General features: G+C 46.1%; 19 protein-coding genes. 14 read left to right on the top strand and 5 right to left on the bottom strand.

The features are described 5' to 3' along the window. The first annotated feature begins 123 nt into the window (after nucleotides 1-123). The 5 genes from sprA to GC130_RS19900 all read left to right on the top strand — a co-directional run bounded on the left by sprA (nucleotide 124) and on the right by GC130_RS19900 (nucleotide 5,794). Nucleotides 124-3,222 (top strand): cell surface protein SprA, encoded by a 3,099-nt coding sequence (gene sprA, locus GC130_RS19920; RefSeq protein WP_152000109.1) that lies wholly within the window; start codon nucleotides 124-126, stop codon nucleotides 3,220-3,222. A 58-nt stretch (nucleotides 3,223-3,280) separates the two neighbouring features. Then, on the top strand, nucleotides 3,281-3,661 hold the full coding sequence (gene gcvH, locus GC130_RS19915) for a glycine cleavage system protein GcvH (protein WP_152000108.1): 381 nt from the start codon (nucleotides 3,281-3,283) through the stop codon (nucleotides 3,659-3,661). Nucleotide 3,662: 1 nt separating this feature from the next. Continuing rightward, the gene (locus tag GC130_RS19910; RefSeq protein ID WP_226940555.1) at nucleotides 3,663-4,052 is read left to right on the top strand and encodes a VanZ family protein; all 390 of its coding nucleotides are present in this window, start codon (nucleotides 3,663-3,665) and stop codon (nucleotides 4,050-4,052) included. A 64-nt stretch (nucleotides 4,053-4,116) separates the two neighbouring features. Then, nucleotides 4,117-4,791 (top strand): energy transducer TonB, encoded by a 675-nt coding sequence (locus tag GC130_RS19905; RefSeq protein WP_152000106.1) that lies wholly within the window; start codon nucleotides 4,117-4,119, stop codon nucleotides 4,789-4,791. A 160-nt stretch (nucleotides 4,792-4,951) separates the two neighbouring features. Further along, entirely contained in the window at nucleotides 4,952-5,794 is an 843-nt protein-coding gene (locus tag GC130_RS19900) for an energy transducer TonB (RefSeq protein WP_152000105.1), read from the top strand. 16 nt (nucleotides 5,795-5,810) lie between these two features. Here GC130_RS19900 and GC130_RS19895 read toward each other — a convergent pair whose 3' ends face one another. Genes GC130_RS19895 through GC130_RS19885 form a run of 3 tightly spaced genes read right to left on the bottom strand, consistent with a single transcriptional unit; the run spans nucleotide 5,811 to nucleotide 11,056 of the window. Beyond that, complete coding sequence (locus GC130_RS19895; protein ID WP_152000104.1) at nucleotides 5,811-6,689, bottom strand: YicC/YloC family endoribonuclease; 879 nt, start codon at nucleotides 6,687-6,689, stop codon at nucleotides 5,811-5,813. A gap of 45 nt (nucleotides 6,690-6,734) precedes the next feature. Next, nucleotides 6,735-9,989: a translocation protein TolB gene (locus tag GC130_RS19890; protein ID WP_152000103.1), complete on the bottom strand. Its 3,255-nt coding sequence runs from the start codon at nucleotides 9,987-9,989 to the stop codon at nucleotides 6,735-6,737. Then, a complete protein-coding gene (locus GC130_RS19885) occupies nucleotides 9,986-11,056 on the bottom strand; it encodes an FAD-binding oxidoreductase (RefSeq protein WP_152000102.1) in 1,071 nt (356 codons plus the stop codon). Before GC130_RS19885 ends, GC130_RS19890 begins: the two co-directional genes overlap by 4 nt. A 56-nt stretch (nucleotides 11,057-11,112) precedes the next feature. Between GC130_RS19885 and GC130_RS19880 the strand changes: the two genes are divergently transcribed. From GC130_RS19880 to GC130_RS19845, 8 genes are all read left to right on the top strand, one after another. Further along, nucleotides 11,113-11,760 (top strand): MBL fold metallo-hydrolase, encoded by a 648-nt coding sequence (locus tag GC130_RS19880; RefSeq protein WP_152000101.1) that lies wholly within the window; start codon nucleotides 11,113-11,115, stop codon nucleotides 11,758-11,760. After that, nucleotides 11,757-12,449 (top strand): CDP-diacylglycerol--serine O-phosphatidyltransferase, encoded by a 693-nt coding sequence (pssA, locus tag GC130_RS19875; protein WP_152000100.1) that lies wholly within the window; start codon nucleotides 11,757-11,759, stop codon nucleotides 12,447-12,449. The genes GC130_RS19880 and pssA overlap by 4 nt, the downstream gene beginning before the upstream one ends. Before the next feature lie 74 nt (nucleotides 12,450-12,523). After that, nucleotides 12,524-15,910: a type IX secretion system sortase PorU gene (porU, locus tag GC130_RS19870; RefSeq protein ID WP_152000099.1), complete on the top strand. Its 3,387-nt coding sequence runs from the start codon at nucleotides 12,524-12,526 to the stop codon at nucleotides 15,908-15,910. A gap of 10 nt (nucleotides 15,911-15,920) precedes the next feature. Continuing rightward, the gene (gene porV, locus GC130_RS19865) at nucleotides 15,921-17,192 is read left to right on the top strand and encodes a type IX secretion system outer membrane channel protein PorV (protein ID WP_350125865.1); all 1,272 of its coding nucleotides are present in this window, start codon (nucleotides 15,921-15,923) and stop codon (nucleotides 17,190-17,192) included. Between the two features lie 15 nt (nucleotides 17,193-17,207). Then, nucleotides 17,208-18,476: a pitrilysin family protein gene (locus GC130_RS19860; RefSeq protein WP_152000098.1), complete on the top strand. Its 1,269-nt coding sequence runs from the start codon at nucleotides 17,208-17,210 to the stop codon at nucleotides 18,474-18,476. 101 nt (nucleotides 18,477-18,577) lie between these two features. Further along, entirely contained in the window at nucleotides 18,578-19,279 is a 702-nt protein-coding gene (locus tag GC130_RS19855; RefSeq protein ID WP_152000097.1) for an HAD hydrolase-like protein, read from the top strand. After that, on the top strand, nucleotides 19,276-19,839 hold the full coding sequence (locus GC130_RS19850) for a phosphonate degradation HD-domain oxygenase (RefSeq protein WP_152000096.1): 564 nt from the start codon (nucleotides 19,276-19,278) through the stop codon (nucleotides 19,837-19,839). The genes GC130_RS19855 and GC130_RS19850 overlap by 4 nt, the downstream gene beginning before the upstream one ends. 63 nt (nucleotides 19,840-19,902) lie before the next feature. Continuing rightward, nucleotides 19,903-20,559, top strand: a complete 657-nt coding sequence (locus tag GC130_RS19845; RefSeq protein ID WP_152000095.1) for a hypothetical protein — start codon at nucleotides 19,903-19,905, stop codon at nucleotides 20,557-20,559. On the opposite strand, the gene GC130_RS19840 is transcribed toward GC130_RS19845, so the two are convergent. Beyond that, entirely contained in the window at nucleotides 20,548-21,870 is a 1,323-nt protein-coding gene (locus tag GC130_RS19840) for a DUF5690 family protein (RefSeq protein WP_152000094.1), read from the bottom strand. The genes GC130_RS19845 and GC130_RS19840 overlap by 12 nt on opposite strands. A gap of 3 nt (nucleotides 21,871-21,873) precedes the next feature. Then, nucleotides 21,874-23,004 (bottom strand): TIGR03364 family FAD-dependent oxidoreductase, encoded by a 1,131-nt coding sequence (locus GC130_RS19835; RefSeq protein WP_152000093.1) that lies wholly within the window; start codon nucleotides 23,002-23,004, stop codon nucleotides 21,874-21,876. Between the two features lie 26 nt (nucleotides 23,005-23,030). On the opposite strand from GC130_RS19835, the gene GC130_RS28660 reads away from it, so the two are divergent. Next, a complete protein-coding gene (locus GC130_RS28660) occupies nucleotides 23,031-23,171 on the top strand; it encodes a hypothetical protein (protein WP_193217921.1) in 141 nt (46 codons plus the stop codon). Nucleotides 23,172-23,206 lie beyond the last annotated feature (35 nt).

Below are 23,206 nucleotides of genomic sequence, written 5' to 3'. Positions count from 1 at the left end.
TTGAGATGATCTGCGAGAATAAGTTTAGATTTACCATGGGAGGTGTAGTCTTTTGTTGTGCAACTCAAAGCTAACTTTGAGATACTTAATTCACACCTCCCTACTCTATTCGTTTAGGACGCTATTGATGCCAGGGCTATATTTAAGAACGTCAATTTTGACCTGATCAATTATGGTAAAATCAAAATGTTCCTGCACGCCGAGGGGGACGGGCTTAACGATGATGACGTTTCCGGCTTCATTAGGTTTGGGACGGATTTTGACCAGAATTACTATGAGATTGAGGTGCCTTTGAAGGTAACACCTTCCAATGTTGAAGGCTCGTCAGGCGAAGCACTACAGCGACTTGTTTGGCCTGCCGAAAATGAGATCGATATTGAATTCAACCAGCTCTATGCAGTCAAATCAGCCCGAAACCGGGCGAAATTCAATGTAGAACTGCCCTATACGGAGCAGGTTGGGAACTACAAAGTAACAATTGTTGGGAGGCCGGATATGAGTTCCGTGCTTACCATGATGATAGGTGTGAAAAACCCGGAGTCACCCGACCAGCAGCCTAAATCAGTCTGTATTTGGGCAAACGAGTTGCGGGTAACCGACTTTGACAACACCAAAGGGTGGGCAGCCAACACCAGGTTGAATGCGCAACTGGCTGATTTTGCCACCGTCTCCGGTTCAGCCAGAATCACCACTGTAGGCTTTGGAGGAATCCAGCAACGTATTTCGGAAAGAACAAGGGAAGAGACCATTAGCTATGATGTTTCAGCCAATGTGAACGTGGATAAGTTGCTACCAGGCAACACGGGCATCAAAATCCCTATGTTTGCCAGTTACGAAAATACCGTGGCGACACCCAAATGGGATCCGCTCGATCCGGACATACCTTTAGAAGCCTCACTTCTTAGCATTGATACCCAGGAGGGGCAGGACAACTACAGGAAAATAGTCGAGGAGCAAGCTACACGGCGAAGCTTGAATTTCACAAATGTGAGAAAGGAAAGGGTAAACCCGGACGCCAGACAGGATTTTTATGATATAGAAAATTTCTCTGTTAATTACTCCTATAGCGATGTAACGAGCAGCAACGTGAATACTGAGAGTTATTTATTGAAGAACTATAGGGGGGGCATTGGGTACAACTACTCAACGCAAGGGCTGGTGCTGGAGCCGTTCAAGGACTCGGAGGCTTTAAAAAGCCCCTACCTGAAATTCATAAAAGACATTAACGTATCACCACTGCCTAACAATATTTCCATCAGGGGAGATTTAGACAGAAGGTTTGCCAGAACTCAGCTTAGAAATGCCAACTTAACCACTGTAGGCCTCGATCCATTTTATGAAAAGTATTTTACTTTCAGCAGAATGTACAGCGTTCGGTGGAGCGTCTTTAAAAGCCTGACCCTTGATTATAATGCCAAGGCAAGAGCTATTATTGATGAGCCCGAAGGTGATATAAGCACGCAGGCTGCGAAAGATTCCATCTGGACCAATTTAAAAAACCTTGGCCGGATGAAGAACTTTGACCAAAATGCCAGCGCCAACTACAGGCTGCCCTTCGATAAGTTTCCTGTCACCGACTGGGTAAGTGCCGATTTGCGTTATGCCGTTGGCTATACATGGACGGCGGGGTCTGTCACCCAGGCCGATACGCTGGGTAACCTGATCCAAAATACAAGGGAAAGGGCTCTGAATGGAAAGGTTGACCTGGTAGGTCTTTATAATAAAGTCCCTTATTTCAAGACGATAAATGCCCCACCTAGACGCCGGCCGACAGGGCCTGCCCCCAAAGGGCCCCGGACAAAAGTTGATACAACTGAAGCAAAAAAGTCCGAGAATAAAGCTTTTAAAGGGCTTTTGAGACTGTTGATGTCGGTCAGGTCAATCAACGGTACGTACAGCATAAGGGAAGGCACCATGCTGCCAGGCTTCAGGCCAAGGGCTTACTTATTTGGCCTGGACAGCGGCTTTAATGCACCAGGTACTGACTTCATTTTCGGCAGCCAGGATCCCTCCATCAGATACCGGGCGGCAGAAAACGGCTGGATTGCCAAGAGTACGTCGCTGTCGGCACCTTTCACTCAAAACAACACGACAGATTTGCAGCTAAGAGCTAATATTGAGCCATTCACAGATCTCAAAATTCAGCTTGACGCAAAGAAGACCGTGACGGGTAATTTTCAGGAAATATACCGATACGACGATGAATTGGAGACTTTCCGCTCTCTAACACCATCCCGATCGGGCAGTTACAATATTTCTATTTTAACTATTAACACAGCCTTTATAAAAGATGACACTGCCAATATTTCGTCTGTTTTCAAGCAGTTCGAGAACAATAGGGCCATTATAAAAAGCAGACTCGACGCTTCAAATAGTGCCGGAGAGTATGCGCTCAATTCTCAGGATGTGTTGATCCCTGCGTTTTTAGCTGCATATACAGGTCATTCTGCCAACGACGCTTCGTTGTCACCGTTCCCGAGGATTCCAATACCTAACTGGCGGGTGGATTATGCCGGTCTGTCACGCATACCCAAGCTTGCGCAGGTTTTTTCATCCATCAATCTTACCCATGCCTACACCTCAAGTTTGAGTATCAACAACTTTAGTAATACACTCGCTTATACTGACTCCCTATCACCACTCAATGCCGATAATTTTGACCTTACCAACCAGATAGAGAATTACCCAATGGCTTCTCTGAATGGTGAAAACGGTTTGATTCCTATTTATGTGCTTGGCCAGGTGTTGGTATCCGAGCGGTTTGCTCCTTTTCTTGGTATTAATATCAGAACCAAGTCAAGAGTAACGGCCAGGATAGAATACAAGAAAGAGCGGAACCTTGCACTCAACCTCTCCAACAGCCAGGTGACGGAGCTCAAAAGCAACGACGTAACGCTGGATTATGGCGTCACCAAGTCGGATTATGAACTGCCATTTAAGGTACAGGGGAGGACTGTGACACTTAAAAACGACATTACTTTCAGAGTGGCAGTTACTGTTAGAGATACGAAGACATTGCAAAGAAAAATTGATGATGAGCCGACGATAACGGCGGGAAATATTAATTATCAGGTACGACCAACCGTAAGCTATATGCTTAATGATCAGCTCAATCTTCAGTTCTACTTTGAAAGAAACCTTAACCAGCCAAGAATTTCGAGCTCCTTTAAGAGAGTGACAACTGCCTTTGGCGTGCAGCTCAGATTTAGTTTGGCACAATAACTTTTCACTTAAAACAGAAGAGTGTACTTTTGCTCACTTTAAAATAAAAGAGATATCCATGAACATTCCCGAGAATTTGCTTTATACCAAAGACCACGAGTGGGTTAAAGTTGACGGAGATATAGCCACAGTTGGCGTCACTGATTTCGCTCAAAGCGAACTTGGCGATATAGTGTACGTCGAAATAGAAAAAGAAGGAGAAGAGGTAGCCATTGCCGAAGTATTTGGCACTGTTGAGGCTGTAAAAACTGTTTCAGACCTTTTTATGCCATTGAGTGGAGAAGTGACAGAGGTAAATGCTGCCTTGGAAGCGCAGCCGGAGCTTGTAAACAGCGATCCGTATGGTGAGGGCTGGATGATCAAAGTAAAAGTTTCGAATATTTCGGAGAAAGAAGAGCTTTTGTCAGCGGCTGCTTATAAAGAGCTTATCGGGCAGTAAGGTGTTAAGACTCTTTCAAAGCCTTAAGTATATATGGGTGGCTTTGATCCTCTACCTGACCTTAAGCCAGGGCGGCGGCAGTGGGTGGTTTGAGTTTCTTAAATACCCAGGGGTTGATAAGATTGGCCATTTTGGTTTGTTCTTTGTTTGGTCCCTGCTTTATTTTCCGGAACTTGTTGTGCCGGAGACGTTGTTAATAAATGAAAAGCCCCTGAGCTTTTGGATTGTTGCAACTAATTCCTTAGTTTTAGGGATGCTGATTGAGATTGCTCAAAGCTTTATTCCATACAGGAGTTCAGAATGGCTTGACTTGCTTGCGGATGTTTTGGGCTCGGTGACTGCTTTGCTGGCAGTAAATTTTGTGCGGCGAAAGAAATCTAATTTGAATTAAATTTCTTAATCGCTACATTTGAAATTACTACGAATAGATTAACTAACTACTAAATTTATTTTCAATGGAGGCCAAAAAGAGCGAGAAAGCAGATCTTGAGAGAAAGACCGGACTGTTTTTCAACATAGGCCTGGCTGTGAGTTTACTTCTTGTCATTACCGCTTTCGAGTGGAAGTTTTATGACGATGGTAACTTGGTTGACCTTGGTCAGGTAGATGATAACTTTGAAGACTTAATGGAGATACCTCCAACCGAGCAGCCACCACCACCACCACCGGTGATTCAGCAGCCTGAAATTATCGAGGTGCCTGACGAGGAAGAAATCGAAGAAGAAATAGAGGTAAACCTTGATGTTGAAATCACTGAAAACACGGTGATAGAAGACGTGGTGTTCGAAGAAGCACCTGAAGAGGAGGTTGCCGACGAAATATTCACGATTGTGGAAGACCAGCCTGAGCCCAATGGCGGTATGGCAGCATTCTACGCCTACGTGGGTAAGAACATGAAATACCCCAACCAGGCACGTAGAATGGGTGTGGAAGGAAAAGTGTTTGTTCAGTTTGTTGTGGACAAAGACGGAACTATCACTGAAGTTCAAGCCATCAAAGGTATTGGTGCTGGTTGTGATGAAGAAGCCGTAAGGGTGATTCAGGAAGCAGCCAAGTGGAAGCCTGGTAAGCAGCGTGGACGCCCCGTGAAAGTAAGAATGATTCTTCCTATCACATTCAAGCTTGGATAGTTGAAGACAAAAATTATAGAAGGAAAGCCCCGATATTGGGGCTTTTTTTATGACTAAAATCAGAGGACAGGGCTCTTGTAGATCATATCTATTTAGCTGAAAATGGAGGATTTTGGTATTGAAGTTTGGCGGATGGCCAATCAATTTAATACTCAAAGCCATGAAAATTTCACAACCCATACCCGCAGAAAACCGTGATTCAAGCAGGGACATACGAGGCGCAGTAGATACCCCGGAAAACTATTTCCTTAAGTCACCCAAGGCAGATGCTCTTGTCAGGAAGCATGGGCAGGCAAATCTGATAGGTGAGCTACTGGATCACAAAAGGAGTAAGGCATTAAGAGACCACGATTTGAGCAATCTTTTCTTTGTAGTGGGACTCGCCATTTCCCTATTGCTTGTTGTAGTAGCATTTGAATGGAAGTTCTACGACTCAGGCGATCAAATTGAATTGTCAGGTCTTACGGGAGATGAATTTGAGGATTTGATAGAAATTCCACCAACTGACCAACCTCCTCCACCTCCTCCGCTACAAAACCAGCCTGTAATTATCACTGAAATCAGCGATGAAATTGAGCTTGAGGATATTGATCTCGACCTTGATGTGGAGATCACACAAGATATGCGGATAAGCGACCCTCTGCCGACGGTTATGGACGAGCTGCCCGAAGAGGAGGCTGAGGAAATATTTGTCATTGTGGAAAATAAGCCTGAGCCAAAGGGTGGAATGCAGGTGTTTTACAAGTACTTGGGCGAAAACCTGGTTTATCCCCAGAATGCCAGAAAAATGAACATTTCGGGTCGGGTTTATCTCCAGTTTATTGTGGAGAAAGACGGCTCCATCAGCAATATCGAAGTAGCCAAAGGTATTGGAGGCGGTTGCGATGAAGAGGCTGTAAGGGTGCTTTCCGGGGCGCCGCCATGGAACCCTGGAAAACAACGGGGCTTGCCAGTGAAAGTTCGGATGACTATACCAATCTTTTTTAGTCTCGGGGAGGGGTAGTAGGCCCAAGAGAGAGCTAGAGAATATTAAGAAGCTGTTCTTTGATTTTCTCCAGTTCTTCTTTCATTTCAATTACAAGGCGTTGCACGATGGCGTCATTTGCCTTGGATCCGATAGTATTTATCTCTCTACCGATCTCCTGTGAAATGAACGCCAGCTTTTTGCCGTTCGACTCAGGGCTACCGAGTGCTTCGATAAAAAAGTTGAGGTGGCTTTCCAGCCTGACTTTTTCCTCAGCTATATCCAGCTTTTCTATATAGTAGATCAATTCCTGCTCGAAACGATTTTGATCCACCTTTTCCTTGCCCACCACGTCAGTGAGGTTCTTTTCAATTCTTTCCTTGATCCCCTTGATTCGTTCAGGGTCTCTTTTAGCTACTTCGCCAAGGTTGTGACGGATGACACCTATGTAGGATACAAAGTTGCCATACAGTACTTCGCCCTCTTTGTCTCTAAATTTATCGCAGGCCTCAAGTGCCTTTCTCATTGTTTGAAGAACTTCTTCTAAAGAGATTCTTGCGTCTTCTGTGTCTTCCTTTTGCTGCAACACCTCTGGCATTTGCATAGTTTGCCTGAAAAGTGACTCATCAGAAACAGCTAAGCCGGTAGAGATGCTTTTTAATTGCTGATAGTATTGTTCGAAGAAGACGCTGTTGACCGAGTACCGAACCTCTTCTTTTTTATTTTCTTCGTAATCAAAGTTGATGTTCACTTTCCCTCTGATGAGGATTTCCGAAATCAAGGTTTTCACCTCCATCTCGTATTCTTGAATGGTCTTTGGAAGCTTTAGTGATAAATCCAGAAATTTGGAGTTAAGGGTTTTTACTTCGATGGATAACTTGCACTCACTGTTTTCAAAAGAGGCACTTCCGTACCCTGTCATGGATTTTATCATCCCGAAATTTATGACAATTATCTAAAATGATAAGCTTTTAACTTTTTAAAAGTCGAATCCGAGTGTCAGGTAAAATCTTCTCTTCTGAACCTCGTAGTCTTCAATCGGGTAAGCCATATCAAGCTTGATATAGTACCCCAGCAGGTAGGTTCTCACACCGAAGCCATAGCTGGCCAGCCATGCTGATTTCGAATTGCGTATTACTGCCTGGAACGGAGACCCGGGAACCTTATAGGTGATGGTGTTTACGTTATTGTTTTCGTTAAATGGCGAGGCACCTGTCCAGGCAGATCCAAGGTCGTAGAAAGAAGTGAATTGAAGGTTTCTGAGAAAGTTAGATGAAATGGGGCCTCTGTGGAAAAACCTTACAACAGGGAATCTAAGCTCTGCGTTGAACAGCAATACATTGTTCCCATTTAGCTTGTTATAATTAAAACCTCTCAAGTTAGTGACGTAGCGCAAAAAGAGAATATCGCTATTGTCTACTCCGTACATGGGCAGTATAGGGTCACGCTGACCGGTGGTGTCGGTTCTGTTGAACAGCCAGTTGTCCATGCCTCCCAAAACGTATGTTTTGCCATCGTTGCCAAAAAACCTTCCATACATGAAGCGGGTAGCAAAAATCAGCTCCCTGTAAATTTTCTGGTAGTGCCTTACATCTACCTCAATGTTGTTGAAGCTTTGCGCTGTGGAACCCAGATTTTGTGAGAGGTTAAATGCAACTTTTGCTCTTGTTCCCTCAATGATATTTGTGCCATGCGAAATTGTGTTGTCAAACACTATTTCTGACTTGAAGCCTGCATAGGATGTGCTTATGTCGGTGGGGAAGCTTGGTGGAGAGGTGCTCAGCGTCCGGTAGTCTAGCTCCAGAAATCTTGTGGTAGAGAAAAAGGGCTGAAACGCTATCCGTGTATATACACTCAGCGGCAGACTTGCTCCTAGTGTGTAGGTGTTAAGTACATATTTTTGGTTGGCGGCTTCCAGCTGGTTATTTCCATTGGATTCTCTGCGAATAACCTTTCTGTCGTAGCGCATTTTAAAATCGACCCTGTATTTCAGGAATTGGTACTCACCAAAAATATCGCCTTGCCTCAGATTGGCAATGGCCAACGCCCCGCCATAAAAATGATGATCTTCGGTCATGTCATTCATGCGGGTTTCGAGCAGCATGCCAAACTTTCGCAATGGGTCGATGACAAAGGAGGTAGTTACATTGTTGGCGCTGAAGCGTGGCTCGTAAGGAACCGGCCCCAGAATCTTACTTTTTCTTTCCACCCCTCTGAAGTTGGAAAGGAAGGAGCTCGACTCGCTTCGTTGTTTGATCACATCATTGTCAAACTGATAATTTTCTGTATCGATGAGATCAGGTATGCCAGCAAGGGCCGGATCATTTAATACGCTTTTTTTCTCAGCCTCCTTTTGGATTTGTTCCGCTTTTTCAGTCTTGACGCTGTCCACTATTTGTTGCTGAGCCGCCTTTCGCTCTCCTAGTCGCTGTGTTAAAAAGCGAGCCTGTTGCACGTCTTGCCTTAGCGTTTGCCTGGTAAAGGTTGGGGTGCGGTAGTCGAAGCCCTCAGATTTGTAAATTTTGTCTACGCCATCATTCAGCATAATGGCAGTCAAAGTTTTGCTCGCCGGATCAACATCGTACGACTTGATGCTTGTATTGAAATTCGATACCTGGCTGTAAATACTGTCTTCCCTGTTATATCTGTAAAGGTTAATGATGCCCTTTTGATCGCTTAGGTACAGAATATTATAGGTATCGAGCGGCTTGGGGAGGTAGTTGCTGCTTATGTTGTTCGTTAGCCTCACTACCACATTTTTGGTAGTGTCGAGGTCGTACAGAAAAAGGTTGTAGTGGCTTGGGAGGTCTTTCAAAGTTTTAGACGCCGATTTGAGAGAATCTGTTGGCCTGTTGCTGCTGAACACAATGGCATCAGTGCCAGGTAAAAAGCTCGGTGTAATGTCGTCCCACACGTCGTTGGTAAGGCGGCGTAAAGCGTTTCTGGTAAGCGAAACCAGGTAGAGGTCGTTTTGGCCATTGATGTCGCCGCTAATAACCGCCAGCTTGCCATTGCCATTGAAGGCGATATTGTGAACCTGTGAAAACCTCTCCAGCGGCCGTCTGATCAATGACTTGCCCAGGATGTCGTACTGTACGTACTCATAAAGGCCGTACTTGACATCCACTATACCGAGCGTGACATTGTCCACCCAGTTAAGCATCGGCACTTTCAGATCCACGTCCTGATTGATCATTCTGTAGCCACCGGTCATCACTCTTGTGGATTTTCCGGTTTCCAGATTCTTTACAAAAACCCGGTACTTACCATTGTCATTGATTACATAAGACAGGTGCTTGCCGTCGGGACTAATCGAAACAGTGGTAAAATCTTTGTCTTTTTTGCGATGAGTGATAAAGCTCCCTTCCTCGGGCGACCGATACTCACCTTCAATAGTTGTGTTGGCATTCAGGTAGTAGTTTTGCCAGTCGGACAGAAAGGTTTTGAATGGCACACCCAGCGTGCTGGCAATACTGTTTTCCTCATTTCGAATGATCCTGGTAAGGTTCAGGATGTTAGAGATATTGCTTCGCCCGTATTTTACTACTATGTAGTTCCAGATCGATTGTCCTATAAGCCCTGCCTGGTCGTAAGAGTATTTATTCAGCTTTTTGAACCGGCCATTTTTTTGCTGGAAGTCACGCATGAAGTCATCCATTTCGATCGACCAGCCGTTGGTTACGTACATGGCAGCACCTTCTATAAACCACTCAGGCAGGCTAAGCAGGTAGGTGTTCTGAAACATGTCTGTGAGGCTCCCGCCAAACATCATGTCTTTGATGAGCATGCGGGAAATCTGATGCAGGAGCTCTTCTTTGAAGCCAAGCATGGTGCCTGGGTAAGCGACTTCTACCTGTAGCTTGATGAAGTTGGTTTTGCCGCCGACTGCAAAGGTCTCGTCATTGACGCCAATATTGCTTTGCTGAAGGTCGGCTACTGAGTTGTAAAGGAAAATTTTTGTCTTGGCATAAGGCGCATAGCCCAGAATGTCGGTAAGCTTGTCGAACTCAACTTCGAGAAACTCCGCTGCAGCTTTGGCGTAGTCTTCACCACCCTGGTAGAAATAAATATCAAAATTTTCGGCGCTGTAAAAAAACCACTCGAAGTTTTTGTACTGAACCCTGTTTTTTCCAAATCCACCCGAAATATTCTGGGCCGACAGATCAGAACAAAAAAGAATAAAGCCAATTAATAAGCCAATTTTCCAATAGCGCTCCAGTTGCCTGTTCATCATCCTACATTTCTCTCAAAATATAAAGAAAAATATCTTTCAATACTGACTTCCTTGCTCAATGGTTTTTGACCGACAAGGTAGTCTGCCATTTCCCTGGCAAAAAAGGGACTTAAAGATACGCCTTTTGTTCCTAACCCATTGAAAATATGAATGTTTTCATGAGCAGGATGTTTTCCTAAAAAAGGACGCCTGTCTTTGGTAGAGGGTCTTATCCCCACCATGTGATTGGTTAATTCAACGCTCCCTTTGTATAAGTGGTTCAACTTTTCCAATATCTCCTTTTTTCCTTGTTCAGTTGGCAAATAATCGGGTTGCCGCCAATTGTAAGTTGACCCCACTCTCCAACGTCCATTGCCTGCCGGTAGCATAAAACACCCCCTGTTAAAAATGGTGTTGCCCTCAAAGGAGGTGTTTACCTCCAAAATTTCGCCTTTTAGCTCATGCAGTGGCAGCCATGAGAACAAATTTCCTTGTTGCGCCCCAACTCCCAGCGCCAAAATCAAATTGCTCGCCTTCAGGCCTTTATAACTTATACTAGTATTTGTAATGGAAAGGTTGTCTTCATGAAACATTTCTTCAGTAAAACACCCTTTAGCTTGCAGGTATTTTTTTGAAGCTTCCAAAAACATTGTCGTATCGATAAATCCAGCCTTCCTGAGATGAACCCCGCCGTATGGATCGTGAAACAGTTGAGAATTGTGAGGTTGGCTGGTCACTTCGGCTACGTAAGCTGCGAACTGTGGATCGGCTGACTTGGCCATCCAGTCATTTTGCTCATCGATGGTGGTAAAAGGCCTGTAGATACCGATTGGGTGAACAAACTTTGCATCGAGCATCGGTTCCAGGCTTTGATAGTAGGGCTCGACGATTTCAAAAAGTGAATCGGCCCTCCATGTTTTTACCAGCCTGTTGCCTGTTATGGGGTTGTAAAGTCCCGCTGCTACTTTGGAAGCACATGGCTGCTTTGAGTCTGCCATCACCATTACTCTCTTACCTTTGCCCAGCAGTTCAAATGCCAGCGTAGTGCCCGCCAGCCCCTGGCCAATAATAAGAAAATCAACTTCCATCAATTTTGTATTTTGAGCCTCAAACCTACAAATTTGCCTCCTAAAGCAAACCTCGCATGCTCAAAATAAAGGCCTTTGCCTTCAACCCGTTTCAGGAAAACACTTATGTGTTACACGACGAGACAAAGGAATGTGTAATCATCGATCCGGGTTGCTTCGATACCTCTGAAAAACTTGAACTGACCGATTTTATTGCTGTCAATGGACTGAAGCCGGTTAAGCTACTTAACACCCATTGCCACATCGACCATGTGTTGGGCAATGCTTATTGTAAAAGGAATTTTGGCATTGAGCTGTATGCCCACAAAAAGGACGAGCCTGCGCTCAGGGCCGTAAAGGCATATGCTTCCAATTATGGGTTTGCTGGCTACGAGGAAAGTGAAATCGACCACTATATTGATGAAGGCGATGTTGTACAATTTGGCTCGACTAACCTGGATGTTCTTTTTGTGCCTGGTCATGCACCTGGCCATGTGGCATTTTACCACGCCGACACAAAGCAACTCATTGGAGGGGATGTACTTTTTCGTCAGAGCGTAGGAAGAACCGATCTTCCCGGAGGCGACCATAATACGCTCATCAAAAGCATTCATGAAAAGTTATTTACCTTGAACGACGATGTGGAGGTTTTCCCCGGCCACGGAGAAACGACCACTATCGGATATGAAAAAGTTTATAACCCTTTTTGCGGCTTAAAAAGATGAAGATAAAAGCCCAGGTACCTAATATTCTCACAGCCGGCAACCTGGTTTGCGGCTGTATAGGCATTGTGATGGTGCTGTCAGGCAAAGTGGAAATGGCACCCGTGGCCGTGGTGCTGGCGGCGGTATTTGATTTTTTCGACGGCTTTGCTGCAAGATTGCTGAAGGTATCTAGCGCTATTGGCAAGGAACTGGACTCTCTGGCCGACATGGTAAGTTTTGGTGTATTGCCCGCCGTCACTGTTTACCAACTGCTCAAAGCAAGCCAGCCCAATGAGTTTCTCCCATACATCGCATTCTTGATTGCCGTTTTTTCGGCCTTTAGGCTGGCTCAATTCAATATAGACACCCGGCAGTCGGATAAGTTTATTGGCGTGCCCACGCCGGCAAATGCGCTTTTTTTCACTTGCCTGGTTTGGACGGCTGGTGCTTTCCCAATCGTTGTTAACACATATGTGCTTGTTGGTCTGACCCTGCTTTTTTCCTGGTTGCTCGTTTCACCCTTCGAGATGATTGCCCTCAAGTTCAAAAGCTTTGGCTGGGCTGGGAATCAACCGAAACACCTCGTTATACTAATGGCCATGCTGGTGATTGTTGTTGGCGGATATACGCTACTTCCTCTCGTAATTTTGCTGTACGTTTTTACTTCTATCCTCAGCCATTTATTTCAAACTAAGTCGCCTGCAAGCTAATTTCTTAGCTGAATGCTCTTATTTTTGGAGAATAATTTCGCTGAGCCAACGTTTCTCTATGGCCTGAATACCCAATGAAAAAACCGATCATTCTTATTGCTTCACTTATTACCCTTCTAGCCTGTGAGGTTAGCTTGGCGCAAAGTGTGTTGAGCGAAGGGCAGTGGCTAAAAATTGGAGTGACGGATAAAGGGGTGTATAAAATCGACCGTGACTTCCTGCAAAAAGCAGGTGTTGATGTGTCTGCGATTGACCCCAGGAAACTAGCCATATACGGCAATGGCGGCGGCATGCTGCCGCAAAAGAATGCTACGCCAAGACCTTTCGATTTGATCGAGAACAGCATTCAGGTGATAGGCGAGGGAGATGGACGTTTCGATGCTTCTGACTACCTGCTGTTTTATGGCAACTCTCCCCATGAATATTCTTTTGAAACTGGATGTACGTGTTTTCGATATGAAAGAAATCTATATTCGGACACCACCTACTACTTTCTCAGGATTGATGGCAGCGAAGGAAGAAGAATGCTTAGCCGGGAGTCGCTTGGAACCCCTGGAATGAAAGTCGATGCGTACGATGACCTGTTTGCACACGAGGTTGACATCAACAAACTTGGAAAATCGGGCAGGCATTGGCAGGGCGAAATTTTTAGCTCATCGGGCAACGCCACTTTAACCTTCGAGGGAGGAAAAGGCGCTTACCTGCCAGGCACTGAGGTAACGATGATCTCCTCAGTTGTCACGCAAAGTTTTGGAGCCAGCTCTTTCGATGTTAGAGTAAACGGAAATGCCATTTTCAATCAGGCTGTTGGTGCCAGGGGCGAAGGCGACTATGACCCGTTGGGGGTTCAGAGAGTTGATACGATCCGGCTGGCTACTGCTTCCATTGGTTCGGCGGAGAACACGTCAGTTGAATATACATACAACCGCTTTTTTGGGAAGACGTCGCTGGGCTACCTCGACTACTTTTTTTTGCAGGGAAAAAAGAAGCTCAATTACCGCCAGGGTGGATTGGTATTCCGAAATAAAGACACTCAGGGTGCTGCTTCTTACAACCTCGCCAGTGCCACGGCGGTGGATAGGATTTGGGATGTGACTGATCCCACACAGCCAATCGATCAGCAGTTTAGCAAAGAGAATGGCGTGGCCAGCTTTACGGTTGATCAAACTAAACTGCTTGAGTTCATAGCAGTTGATCCGGCCTCGCTGAAATCACCGGTCTCTGCCAAAAAACTATTGAATCAGGAGCTGAAAAACGGGCAGGTTCCGGATTTGGTAATTGTCGCACACAAAAACTTTTTGTCGGAGGCGAACAGGCTGGCCAACTTCCGGCGGTCGAATGACGGGTTAGATGTCAGGGTTGTCACCGTTCAGCAGGTATACAACGAGTTTTCTTCCGGTATGCAGGATATTTCAGCCATCCGGGACTATATGAAGTATTTGTATGATGCGGTGCCCGGAAAGCTGAAGTACTTGCTGCTTTTTGGAGACGCCTCGTTCGACTACAAAGCAAGAACCGAAAATCACAACTTTGTGCCTGTGTATGAATCGAGGGAATCGTTAGATCAGATTCTGAGCTTTTCCTCCGACGACTACTTTGCATTTTTGGACGATCATGAGGGTGAGTGGGTTGAGCAGACCAACGGAGACCACATAGCCGATATAGGTGTGGGGAGGCTGCCCGTGTGGACCGTGAAGCAGGCTGCGGAAGTGGTTGATAAAATTATTGGCTATAGCACTGATCCCTCCGGGGTAGGCAGCTGGCGGAATGACCTCTACTTTGTAGCAGACGATGGCGACTTCAATATCCATCTTCGGGATGCCGACAGGCTGGCTAACTATGTGGACACTGCCTATGTTCAGTTCAACATAAAAAAGATTTACCTCGATGCCTTTAAGCAGGTATTGATAGAAAGCAAACCCCGCTCCCCGGAGACTTACGAGGCTATCAGACAGGCCGTGGACAACGGGGCCTTTATCATCAACTACAGTGGCCATGGCAATGCAACGGTGCTGACAGATGAGAGGATAGTTGTCTACGATTCGCTGGTCAAATGGAAGAACGGCTCAAGATTAGCTTTGTTCGTGACCGCCACCTGTGAGTTTGGCAGGTACGACGACCCAACAGTTGCCAGTGGGGCTGAAGAGTTGTTGCTCAATCCTCAGGGCGGTGCGATTGCTTTGCTTACGACCACCCGGCCTGTATACGCCCACACCAACTACGTGCTGAACCAGGCTTTTTACCTTTCAGTGTTCTCAAAAATCAATGGAGTGTATCCACGCCTTGGCGACGTCATCAAAGAGACTAAGAACAATAGTCTCCGGGGGCCAGTCAACCGCAACTTTGCACTTTTAGGCGACCCATCTATGAGGCTCAACTATCCCACCTACAACCTAAAGATCACAGAACTGAATGGTGCACCAATAGATGGTGTGCCCGATACCGTGTCGGCAATGAACAAGGTAGTTGTGAAAGGAATTGTAGTGGATGGGTTTGATCAGAAGGTAGTCGATTATAACGGGAAGCTGACGGTCAATATGTACGACAAGCCGACCACGTTTGCCACCCTGGGCGATGAAAGCCAGCCAACGAACTATGAGCTGTGGAACAATGTGGTTTACCGAGGCAAAGTGTCAATAACGAACGGTGATTTTTCATACGAATTTGTAGTCCCTAAAAATATTTCCTACCAGCAGACAAGAGGAAAAATCACCATGTATGCCCAACCCGAAAGCGGCCTTTTGGATGCGAACGGCGCTACAATTGACTTTTACCTTGGAGGGTCGAAACCGCCCGCCTTCGCCGACACTAAGAGTCCGGCCATACAGGCGTTTATCAACGATGATTCATTTCGGTCGGGCAACAGGGTAAATGCCAATCCACTACTGATGGTAAAATTGGCAGATGAGAGCGGAATTAATATTTCAGGGAAGGGTATAGGGCAGAACATCACCTATCAAATAGATGAACAGGAGCCAGTTATCCTGAACGACTATTATGTTTCAAATCTGGATGATTTCACCAGTGGAACAGTCCTTTACCCTCTTGGGACACTAACCAAAGGCAAGCATCGCTTGAAAGTGAGAGCATTCGATACTTTTTCCAATGCTGCTGAAAATATCATAGATTTTGTAGTTTCGGAGGACACTAAAGTGAGGATAAAGAACGTTCTGAGTTTTCCTAATCCCGCCACAGAATCCATTACCTTTAGGCTGGAACATGACCGGGGCGATCATTTGTTGAGCATAAGCATGGAGTTGGTGGATCAACGTGGTGCGGTAGTCGACAAAATGGAGTGGCAGGCCAACAATTCAGGGGGTTTTGTCGAAAGCCCTGAGTGGAACAGGAACTATAATGGCCGAAGAATCGAAAATGGTATTTATATTTACCGACTGATTGTAGTTGATGAAGAAGATTTAAATCAAAATATTGCTTTTGGCAAACTAATACTCACCAATTGATTTTTATACATTGAAGATACATACAATAGAAAAGCCTTCCCTGAATTCTTCCAGGCACGTGAATGCAGGTGTATTTGTTGCTTTTGGCTTAATGTTTTTGAGTTTTTATAGCTATGCACAGCCTGGTGCAGTTATTTCTGGGCAGGATACCAGTCGGCGTGTAATTTCCACGGCCGTGCCTTTTCTTGGGTTTGCGCCTGATGCCAGAGGAGCCGCCATGGGTGATGTTGGGGTAGCTACTTCCGCCGACGCCAACTCGGTGCACTGGAACAACGGTAAGCTTGCTTTCATTGAGCAGGACATGGGTTTTGCCATTTCCTATACTCCCTGGTTGGCCAAAATTGTGAACGACATGTCGTTGTCGTATCTGTCGGGGTATAAAAAGATCGACCGTGTGCAGACTGTCGCAGTTAGCATGAGGTACTTTGATCTCGGTGAGATACAGTTGACGGACATTACAGGTGCGCCTCTTAATACCTTCAATCCAAGAGAGTTTGCTGTAGATGCAACCTATTCAAGGAAGCTAAGTGAAGAGCTGGGGCTGGGTGTCACCGGTAGGTTTATCCACTCTAATTTGTCGGGAAGCTTTTCTTCATCACCAGATGCCAAAGCAGGTACCAGTGTGGCCGTAGACGTAGGTTCATATTATACAAAGGATCTGGTGCTCAGCGGGCGCAACTCCAACATATCGGCAGGTGCTCACATCTCAAATATCGGACAGAAGCTGACCTACAGCAGTGTCGACAACGAAGATTTCATTCCCATCAATTTCCGGTTGGGTGCGGCTTTTAAGACCGATTTGGATGCCTTTAACACCATCACTATTGCTTTGGATTTCAATAAGCTGATGGTTCCTTCTCCACCGATTTACGAAACTGATGGTGATGGCAACTTCATTCCCGATCCTAACGACCCAAATAAGTTCAAGATCAAAAGTGGTAAAGACCCCTATCGCCCGCTACTGAGCGGCATGTTCGGGTCCTTCGGCGATGCACCTGACGGCTTTCCCGAGGAGCTGAATGAGATCATCTCTTCGATAGGCGTGGAATACTGGTACAAGGACGTGTTTGCTGCAAGAGCTGGCTACCACTATGAAACGCCACAAAAGGGCGACAGGAAGTATTTCACCATGGGTATTGGCTTCCGTTATCAGGTATTCGGAATCGACTTTGCCTATCTGGTACCTCAGGTACAAAATCACCCATTGGCTGAAACTCTTAGGTTTAGCTTGCTGTTTAATTTCGACAAAGCAGAACCTACTTCCACCACTCCTGACTCCTGATCCTCCAAGTTTTTGATGTTAGACAGAACCGCAGCGCCCGAATTTCATATTCCCACCCGCACCGATTTAAAACATGTTACAAGCAGTACGCTTGACAATGGCATTCAATTCCATGAGCTGATACTGGGAGACCAGGAAGTCTGCAGGATAGAGATAGTGCTACGGTCGGGCAACTGGTTTGAAGAAAAGGAGGGTGTCTCCTATTTCACAACCAAAATGCTACTCGAAGGAACAGAGAAGCTTTCAGGCAGGCAAATTGCTGACAAGCTTGACTATTACGGAGCGTATTGGGAAGCGACATCGGGAATGGACTTTGTTACCCTTACAGTTTATTCCCTAACCAAATATCTGGAGGAGGTTGTACCGTTCTTCCTGAGCGTCGTTGTAGATGCCTCGTTTCCTGAAAAGGAACTTGAGACAATTAAAAAGGTACGGATACAACAAATAAGGGTAAATAAACAAAAAACATCTGCGCTTGCGTCGTCAGGGCTAAGGCACCTCCTTTTTGGACAGAGCCATCCGTATGGCAAGGAGCTTTCAGAAGAGGAGGTGGGAAAAGTGACCTCTGCTGATTTGAAGGAATACCATAAGAACAGGCTGTGGGGCCAGGCAGAAGTATTTGTATCTGGCAAGCTTTCCAGCGAGGAGCTTTCGAAGCTAAAAGGCTTTTTTGGTGACTTCCCTTCAAGAGCTGTTTCGTTGCCAAACTATCCGGTGGTTACTGCCCCTGCGGTGAGGGAGATACTGCCTGTGAATGAGTCGGTGCAGGCTTCGCTTCGACTGGGGAAAACGGCCCATGACAAACATCACCCGGATCACTACCATCTGATGCTTCTCAACGAGGTTTTTGGTGGATACTTTGGTTCAAGGTTGATGAAAAACATCAGAGAAGACAAAGGATATACCTACGGTATTTATTCTTCGCTCTCCTACCTACAAAATGCTGCTTTTTGGGTGGTTGGAACCGACGTGAAACGAGAAGTGGCTATTGCTTCCATTGACGAAATTCTAAAGGAAATGAGGCTGCTCAGAACCGAGCCCGTACCTTCTGAAGAACTTGAAACTGTGAAGAACTATATGATAGGCACCTTTTTGTCAAGTATCAGCACCTCCTTCAGCCTGATGGACAAATTCAGGTCCATTCACTTTGCCGGATTAGATTATGAGTATTACAACAGGCTGCTCACCTCCATTCGAACTGCTACTTCAGAAGACCTGCTGAGAGTAGCCAATGATTCTTTTAAGGAAGAAGATTGGCTTCAGGTGGTTGCTGGAGGTATATAGCCTTCAGGTGCCATGCCGCCTCCATTGAAAAACTTAACCATATCTTAATCCCCAGCTTACTTTGAAACGGGTGTTCGGTTGTAAAATTGACGCTTGAATCAATGCAGAAGATGGGATCAATTCAGCTAGTAGTTTTTGACCTGGCGGGCACCACCGTTCAGGACAATCAGGATGTACAAAAGGTGCTCAGAAAAACGTTGCAGCGCCAGGGTGTTTCAATTACCATGAAAGAAGCTGCCATGGTAATGGGTATTCCAAAGCCTGTCGCATTGAGGCAACTTCTCGAGTACCACCTTCCTGAGAGCATCAGGGTGACCGATGAAATGATTGATGAGCTCCACGAAGCTTTCGTCTCAGACATGGTCAGTTTTTATAAAGAAGACCCGTCAGTGGAAGAGATGGCAGGGGCTTCTGACACATTTAAAGCGCTGAAGGAATCAGGTATCAGTGTATACGTTGACACTGGCTTTGACCGGAAAACGACCGATGCGCTTATCGAACGGCTTGGCTGGTTAAAAGGCGAACTGCTCGATGGTAGCATTACCAGCGACGAGGTTGAGCACGGCAGGCCGGAACCAGATATGATCTTTAAGGCGATGAAGTTAAGCAAGGTAACTGAAGCTTCCTTTGTGGCAAAGGTGGGTGATACCGCATCCGACCTTGGGGAAGGCACAGCGGCAGGTTGTGGTTTGGTGATTGGGGTCACAACCGGGGCGTACAGCCGAGAGAATTTGGAGAAAGAACCACACACACACATCGCCAACAGCTTACCTGAGGTGCTACAAATAATACTGGAAAAATGAAGACGGAAGAAGTTGTAAAAGAGGTGTTCGATTTGTACCGCACATATGGTGATGCTGACTATATCGGAGAGCCTGTTTCGCAGGTTGAGCACATGGGGCAGGCGGCGCAGCTAGCAGAGGCCGCCGGCTATGATGATGAAGTGATACTGGCCGCTTTTTTTCATGATATCGGGCACATTTGCGAAATGGACGGACAGGTCGAGAAAATGGGGCTCTACGGTGTTAAAAGCCACGAAGAGATCGGGTCGAAGTTCCTCAGAGAAAAGGGCTTTTCTCACAAAATATGTCAGCTGGTGGAAAATCACGTGGCGGCCAAGCGCTACCTCACTTTCTCTGACGAGTCTTATTATAACAAACTTTCCGAGGCTAGTAAAAAAACACTTGAGTACCAGGGCGGTCGAATGACCGCCGATGAGGCTGCTGCCTTTAAGCGTGATCCACTATTCGAGCCAAGCATTGCGCTCCGCCACTGGGACGAAGAAGCTAAACTCGAAAACCAGCCTATGCCTCCGTTAAGCCATTTCGAGGAAATGGCGGTTAGGCACCTCCTGAAAACTTAACATTGGAAATGACAATGGTATGTTAAATTAATGTTAACTTAGTTAACGCTTATTTAACACCCAATGAAAATACTGGCAACAGTATTTATTGTAGTTTTTTCCTGTTTACACTCTTTTGCAGACCAGAAATGGTCTCAGGGGGTTGTTGTATTGACATCAGGAGAAGTAAAGGTGGGACTGCTCCAGTACCATCCTAAGTGGAATGCTGTGTCATTTAAGAAAGAAGAGAAAGAACTTGCAGTTCAGACTTTCCCGGCCAACAAACTTTCTCAGTTCAGTTTTTTTGATGACCATATTGAGGTGTGGAGAAGGTTCTACACCTATATCTCCAATAAAAGGGGATTTAATCAGCCAGTTTTTTACGAAGTGGTCATCAAGGGTGACTTTAGCTTACTGAGGAAGGAAAAACCCATTGAACCGATGTACCAGGATGGAGCATCGTCCGCCAGTTCAATCAACGAACGAATGATCTGGGAGCAAGTAGCAGGTTTCGACTTCTTCCTTAGTCATAATAGCAACATCGTGCCTCTCGGTAGCTTCAAAAAATATATAAAAGAGGAAGGCTTGTTTGAAGAGCTGGACAATTTTGCTGACATACACCGACTAAGCTGGAGGGAGAGCTACGACATAGTAATGATGATTAACTACCTAAATTGCTCTTCAGGCAGCGGCGGATGTCAGGAAGACCTTGAACTGACCCGATTGGCCTCATCTAACTGAAAGAACGGCAAGACCGTCCCTGCTTTCATATTTTTTTCTGAAATAGACTATACAAAAGCCCATCAGGAGGGTTCCGGAAACGGAGACTACATAAATTGACTGTGTGAAAAACTCTAGCCAGCTAAGATTGGCAAAGCCGAAATTCTTGTAAAAAAGAATGACCACGCTCCCCAAATAGCCAAAGGAATCGGCCAGGTAAATAAGAAAGCCAACATTTCCAGTCACCCTGAAGGCTGCAATGAGCCGATCAAAAAGGATGCTATTGAAGGGTACATAGCCAAGGTAGAGACCAAGCCCTACCAAAATCATCCAAAGAGGCGGTGAGATCATGTGATTTTGAAAAAGCAGGGTGCTGACGCCACTAACCGCAAAACCACCGATGATGATCAGGTAGTTCGCATTTAAAGCCTTATAATTTTGTTTGATCCCCATCATAAGACCGAGAAGCACAAGCACTGCTATGGACACTGGAATTTCTGTCAGTGTAAAAATTTCCGCATTGTCGCCATAGCCAAGCACCTGCCATATTTCAGCAGAGAAGTTGTCACGGAAATCTCGGAAAGCTGTGAGCAGGATGTAAACCAACGTGAGTAGAAACATGCCACCACCAAAGTCCACTAAAAACTGGCGTCGCTGTGCCTTACTCATCGGTTCCCGTTTTGTTCTCATGGCAACATCTTCAGGGCTGGGCTCTGGAATGCGATCGAGCAACCAAACAAAGCCAAGAAGGGGAACCAGGAAGAGGCTACCTGTAACAAAAGGCATCCAGTCTTCACTCACGCCCCAGCTAAGCATCACCACCTTGCCGACAGTTTTTACAAAACCAGAGGAGAAGATAAAGCTTACCGAAAGACCCGCACCGAGCACCTCAGTAGTTTGCCTGCCTTCGAGAAAGCTGAAGACCAGGCCCCACACCATGCCAAGTGGCAGGCCGTTGAGAAAGAGAAAGAGGATGCCCCATGGAGCAGGAGCGAGGGCAAAGCCAAGGAGAGCCAGTGCAGCGGAAACGATCAAAAGAAGAATGAAAATGGATCTTCGGTTGTTTTTCATCTCCGAGATTACCCGTATGCCTATGAACTTCGATAGTGTATACCCAAGCACTTGTGCGGTAATCAATAGTATTTTATAGTCAATCCCCCAGAAGGCTTCATCCTCAAAAGTGGCTACCGCAAACGGCTTCCGGAAAGCATACATGCAGGAGTAAGTGCAGAACGCAGCCAGTATGCAGAAGACAGAAAATGCTACCCTGTTGGTCGACTGCAGCCATTTAGTCACTTTGGCTTCAAGATGCTTGTTGGTGGGGGTGCTCATCGGCTACAGGGTGTTTGTAAGCTCCTCAGCCAGACCAAACGACAATGTCATGCCAGCTCCACTCAGCCCATTAACCACGGTCGTGTGGTCGCTCACCCTGGCAACGAATTCAGTTTTGTCCGCCAGTTTTGGGTAAATCCCGTGCCACCTTTCGATGATAGCCATATTGGGTGCGTCAAAGAATGTGCTCAGGTAAGACATGATAAGCTCGTTGATTTCTTCCCTGTCGAAAGGCGAAAGGAATAAGCCGTATTCGTGGGAGTCGCCCAGTACCAACTCCCCGTTTCCGTTTTGAGACACCAGCACATGGATGCCCCACTTGATCAGATCAGGCATATCCGTTTGAGCTCTGGCCCGTAATGCAGGCAGGCTTTTGCAATCCTTGAAAGCACCGTAATGCAGAAGAGTGAGCCCGGCGCAAAGTGAAGGCCCCACTTTCCAGGCATGAGGCTGAGCCCCCGTGCGCATCATTTGCAGTTTGCATTTGGTAATGCCGCTTTGCTGGAAGGTTTCCGGAAAGAGCGTTTCAAAGTCGGCGCCGCTGCATACAAATATTTGCTCAGCCCGCCAGGTAATTTCAGCCGTCGTTACCCGGTTTTTTTCTATCTGCGTCACGGCTGTGCCGAACACCATTTCAACTCCGTATTTTTTCTCAAGGTAGCCGGGCAATTTGCTGATGGCCTGTCTTGGGTCAACTGTGCATTCAGTTGAGCTGAGCAACCCGCCTTTCAAACCCTCAGTTTTAATCCCAGGGTTTAGCTGCTTTGCTTTGTCAGCAGCAACTATCTCTATCTGGAAGCCTTCGTTGGAGTTTGTACTGTAAAATTCGTTGATGATGTCCCATTCGTCCTGATGATGGGCCAGCTGGAGGGAGCCATTTTGATTGAGCCATATCCCCGCTTCCCGGGCTACTTCCAGCCAGGTGCTTCGGCTTCGCAAAGCCCGGTCGAGCAGTGGTCCGCTGGGCTGACCAATTGGCCAGATCAGACCAAAGTTTCTGACACTGGCTCCCTGGGCCTGTTGCGACCGTTCAATAACGGCAACTTTCTTCCCTTTTTTGGCTGAGTGATAAGCCATCGCCAGGCCTACAATACCAGCGCCCACCACAATTACATCCGCACTTTTCTCCTTCATTCTCTGAGTTCGTTAGAACTTCTAAAATGAAAGTCAGAAGTGAAGACATGATGAAGCTGCCTTTAACGAATCATTATATGACAGTTGAAGATGTTAGCCATCAGTTAAACTACAGAACAAAGTGCTGGAGAGAAGGGGCCATTGTCGCTCAATTGCAAAAAGACTAGTGACAAACGGGTAATAATTTGGTCAACATTCATTA

Origin of the sequence: Imperialibacter sp. EC-SDR9, from assembly GCF_902498805.1 — a bacterium.
GTDB lineage: Bacteria > Bacteroidota > Bacteroidia > Cytophagales > Cyclobacteriaceae > Imperialibacter.
Note: the sequence above shows the minus strand (reverse complement) of the source record. Positions and strands in the feature narration are given on the sequence as shown.

Coding starts and splice junctions, on each gene's coding strand:
- gcvH (WP_152000108.1), top strand. CDS start 3,281: ATGAACATTCCCGAGAATTTGCTTTATACCAAAGACCACGAGTGGGTT.
- GC130_RS19905 (WP_152000106.1), top strand. CDS start 4,117: ATGGAGGCCAAAAAGAGCGAGAAAGCAGATCTTGAGAGAAAGACCGGA.
- GC130_RS19900 (WP_152000105.1), top strand. CDS start 4,952: ATGAAAATTTCACAACCCATACCCGCAGAAAACCGTGATTCAAGCAGG.
- GC130_RS19895 (WP_152000104.1), bottom strand. CDS start 6,689: ATGATAAAATCCATGACAGGGTACGGAAGTGCCTCTTTTGAAAACAGT.
- GC130_RS19890 (WP_152000103.1), bottom strand. CDS start 9,989: ATGATGAACAGGCAACTGGAGCGCTATTGGAAAATTGGCTTATTAATT.
- GC130_RS19885 (WP_152000102.1), bottom strand. CDS start 11,056: ATGGAAGTTGATTTTCTTATTATTGGCCAGGGGCTGGCGGGCACTACG.
- GC130_RS19880 (WP_152000101.1), top strand. CDS start 11,113: ATGCTCAAAATAAAGGCCTTTGCCTTCAACCCGTTTCAGGAAAACACT.
- pssA (WP_152000100.1), top strand. CDS start 11,757: ATGAAGATAAAAGCCCAGGTACCTAATATTCTCACAGCCGGCAACCTG.
- porU (WP_152000099.1), top strand. CDS start 12,524: ATGAAAAAACCGATCATTCTTATTGCTTCACTTATTACCCTTCTAGCC.
- GC130_RS19860 (WP_152000098.1), top strand. CDS start 17,208: ATGTTAGACAGAACCGCAGCGCCCGAATTTCATATTCCCACCCGCACC.
- GC130_RS19855 (WP_152000097.1), top strand. CDS start 18,578: ATGCAGAAGATGGGATCAATTCAGCTAGTAGTTTTTGACCTGGCGGGC.
- GC130_RS19850 (WP_152000096.1), top strand. CDS start 19,276: ATGAAGACGGAAGAAGTTGTAAAAGAGGTGTTCGATTTGTACCGCACA.
- GC130_RS19845 (WP_152000095.1), top strand. CDS start 19,903: ATGAAAATACTGGCAACAGTATTTATTGTAGTTTTTTCCTGTTTACAC.
- GC130_RS19840 (WP_152000094.1), bottom strand. CDS start 21,870: ATGAGCACCCCCACCAACAAGCATCTTGAAGCCAAAGTGACTAAATGG.
- GC130_RS19835 (WP_152000093.1), bottom strand. CDS start 23,004: ATGAAGGAGAAAAGTGCGGATGTAATTGTGGTGGGCGCTGGTATTGTA.
- GC130_RS28660 (WP_193217921.1), top strand. CDS start 23,031: ATGAAAGTCAGAAGTGAAGACATGATGAAGCTGCCTTTAACGAATCAT.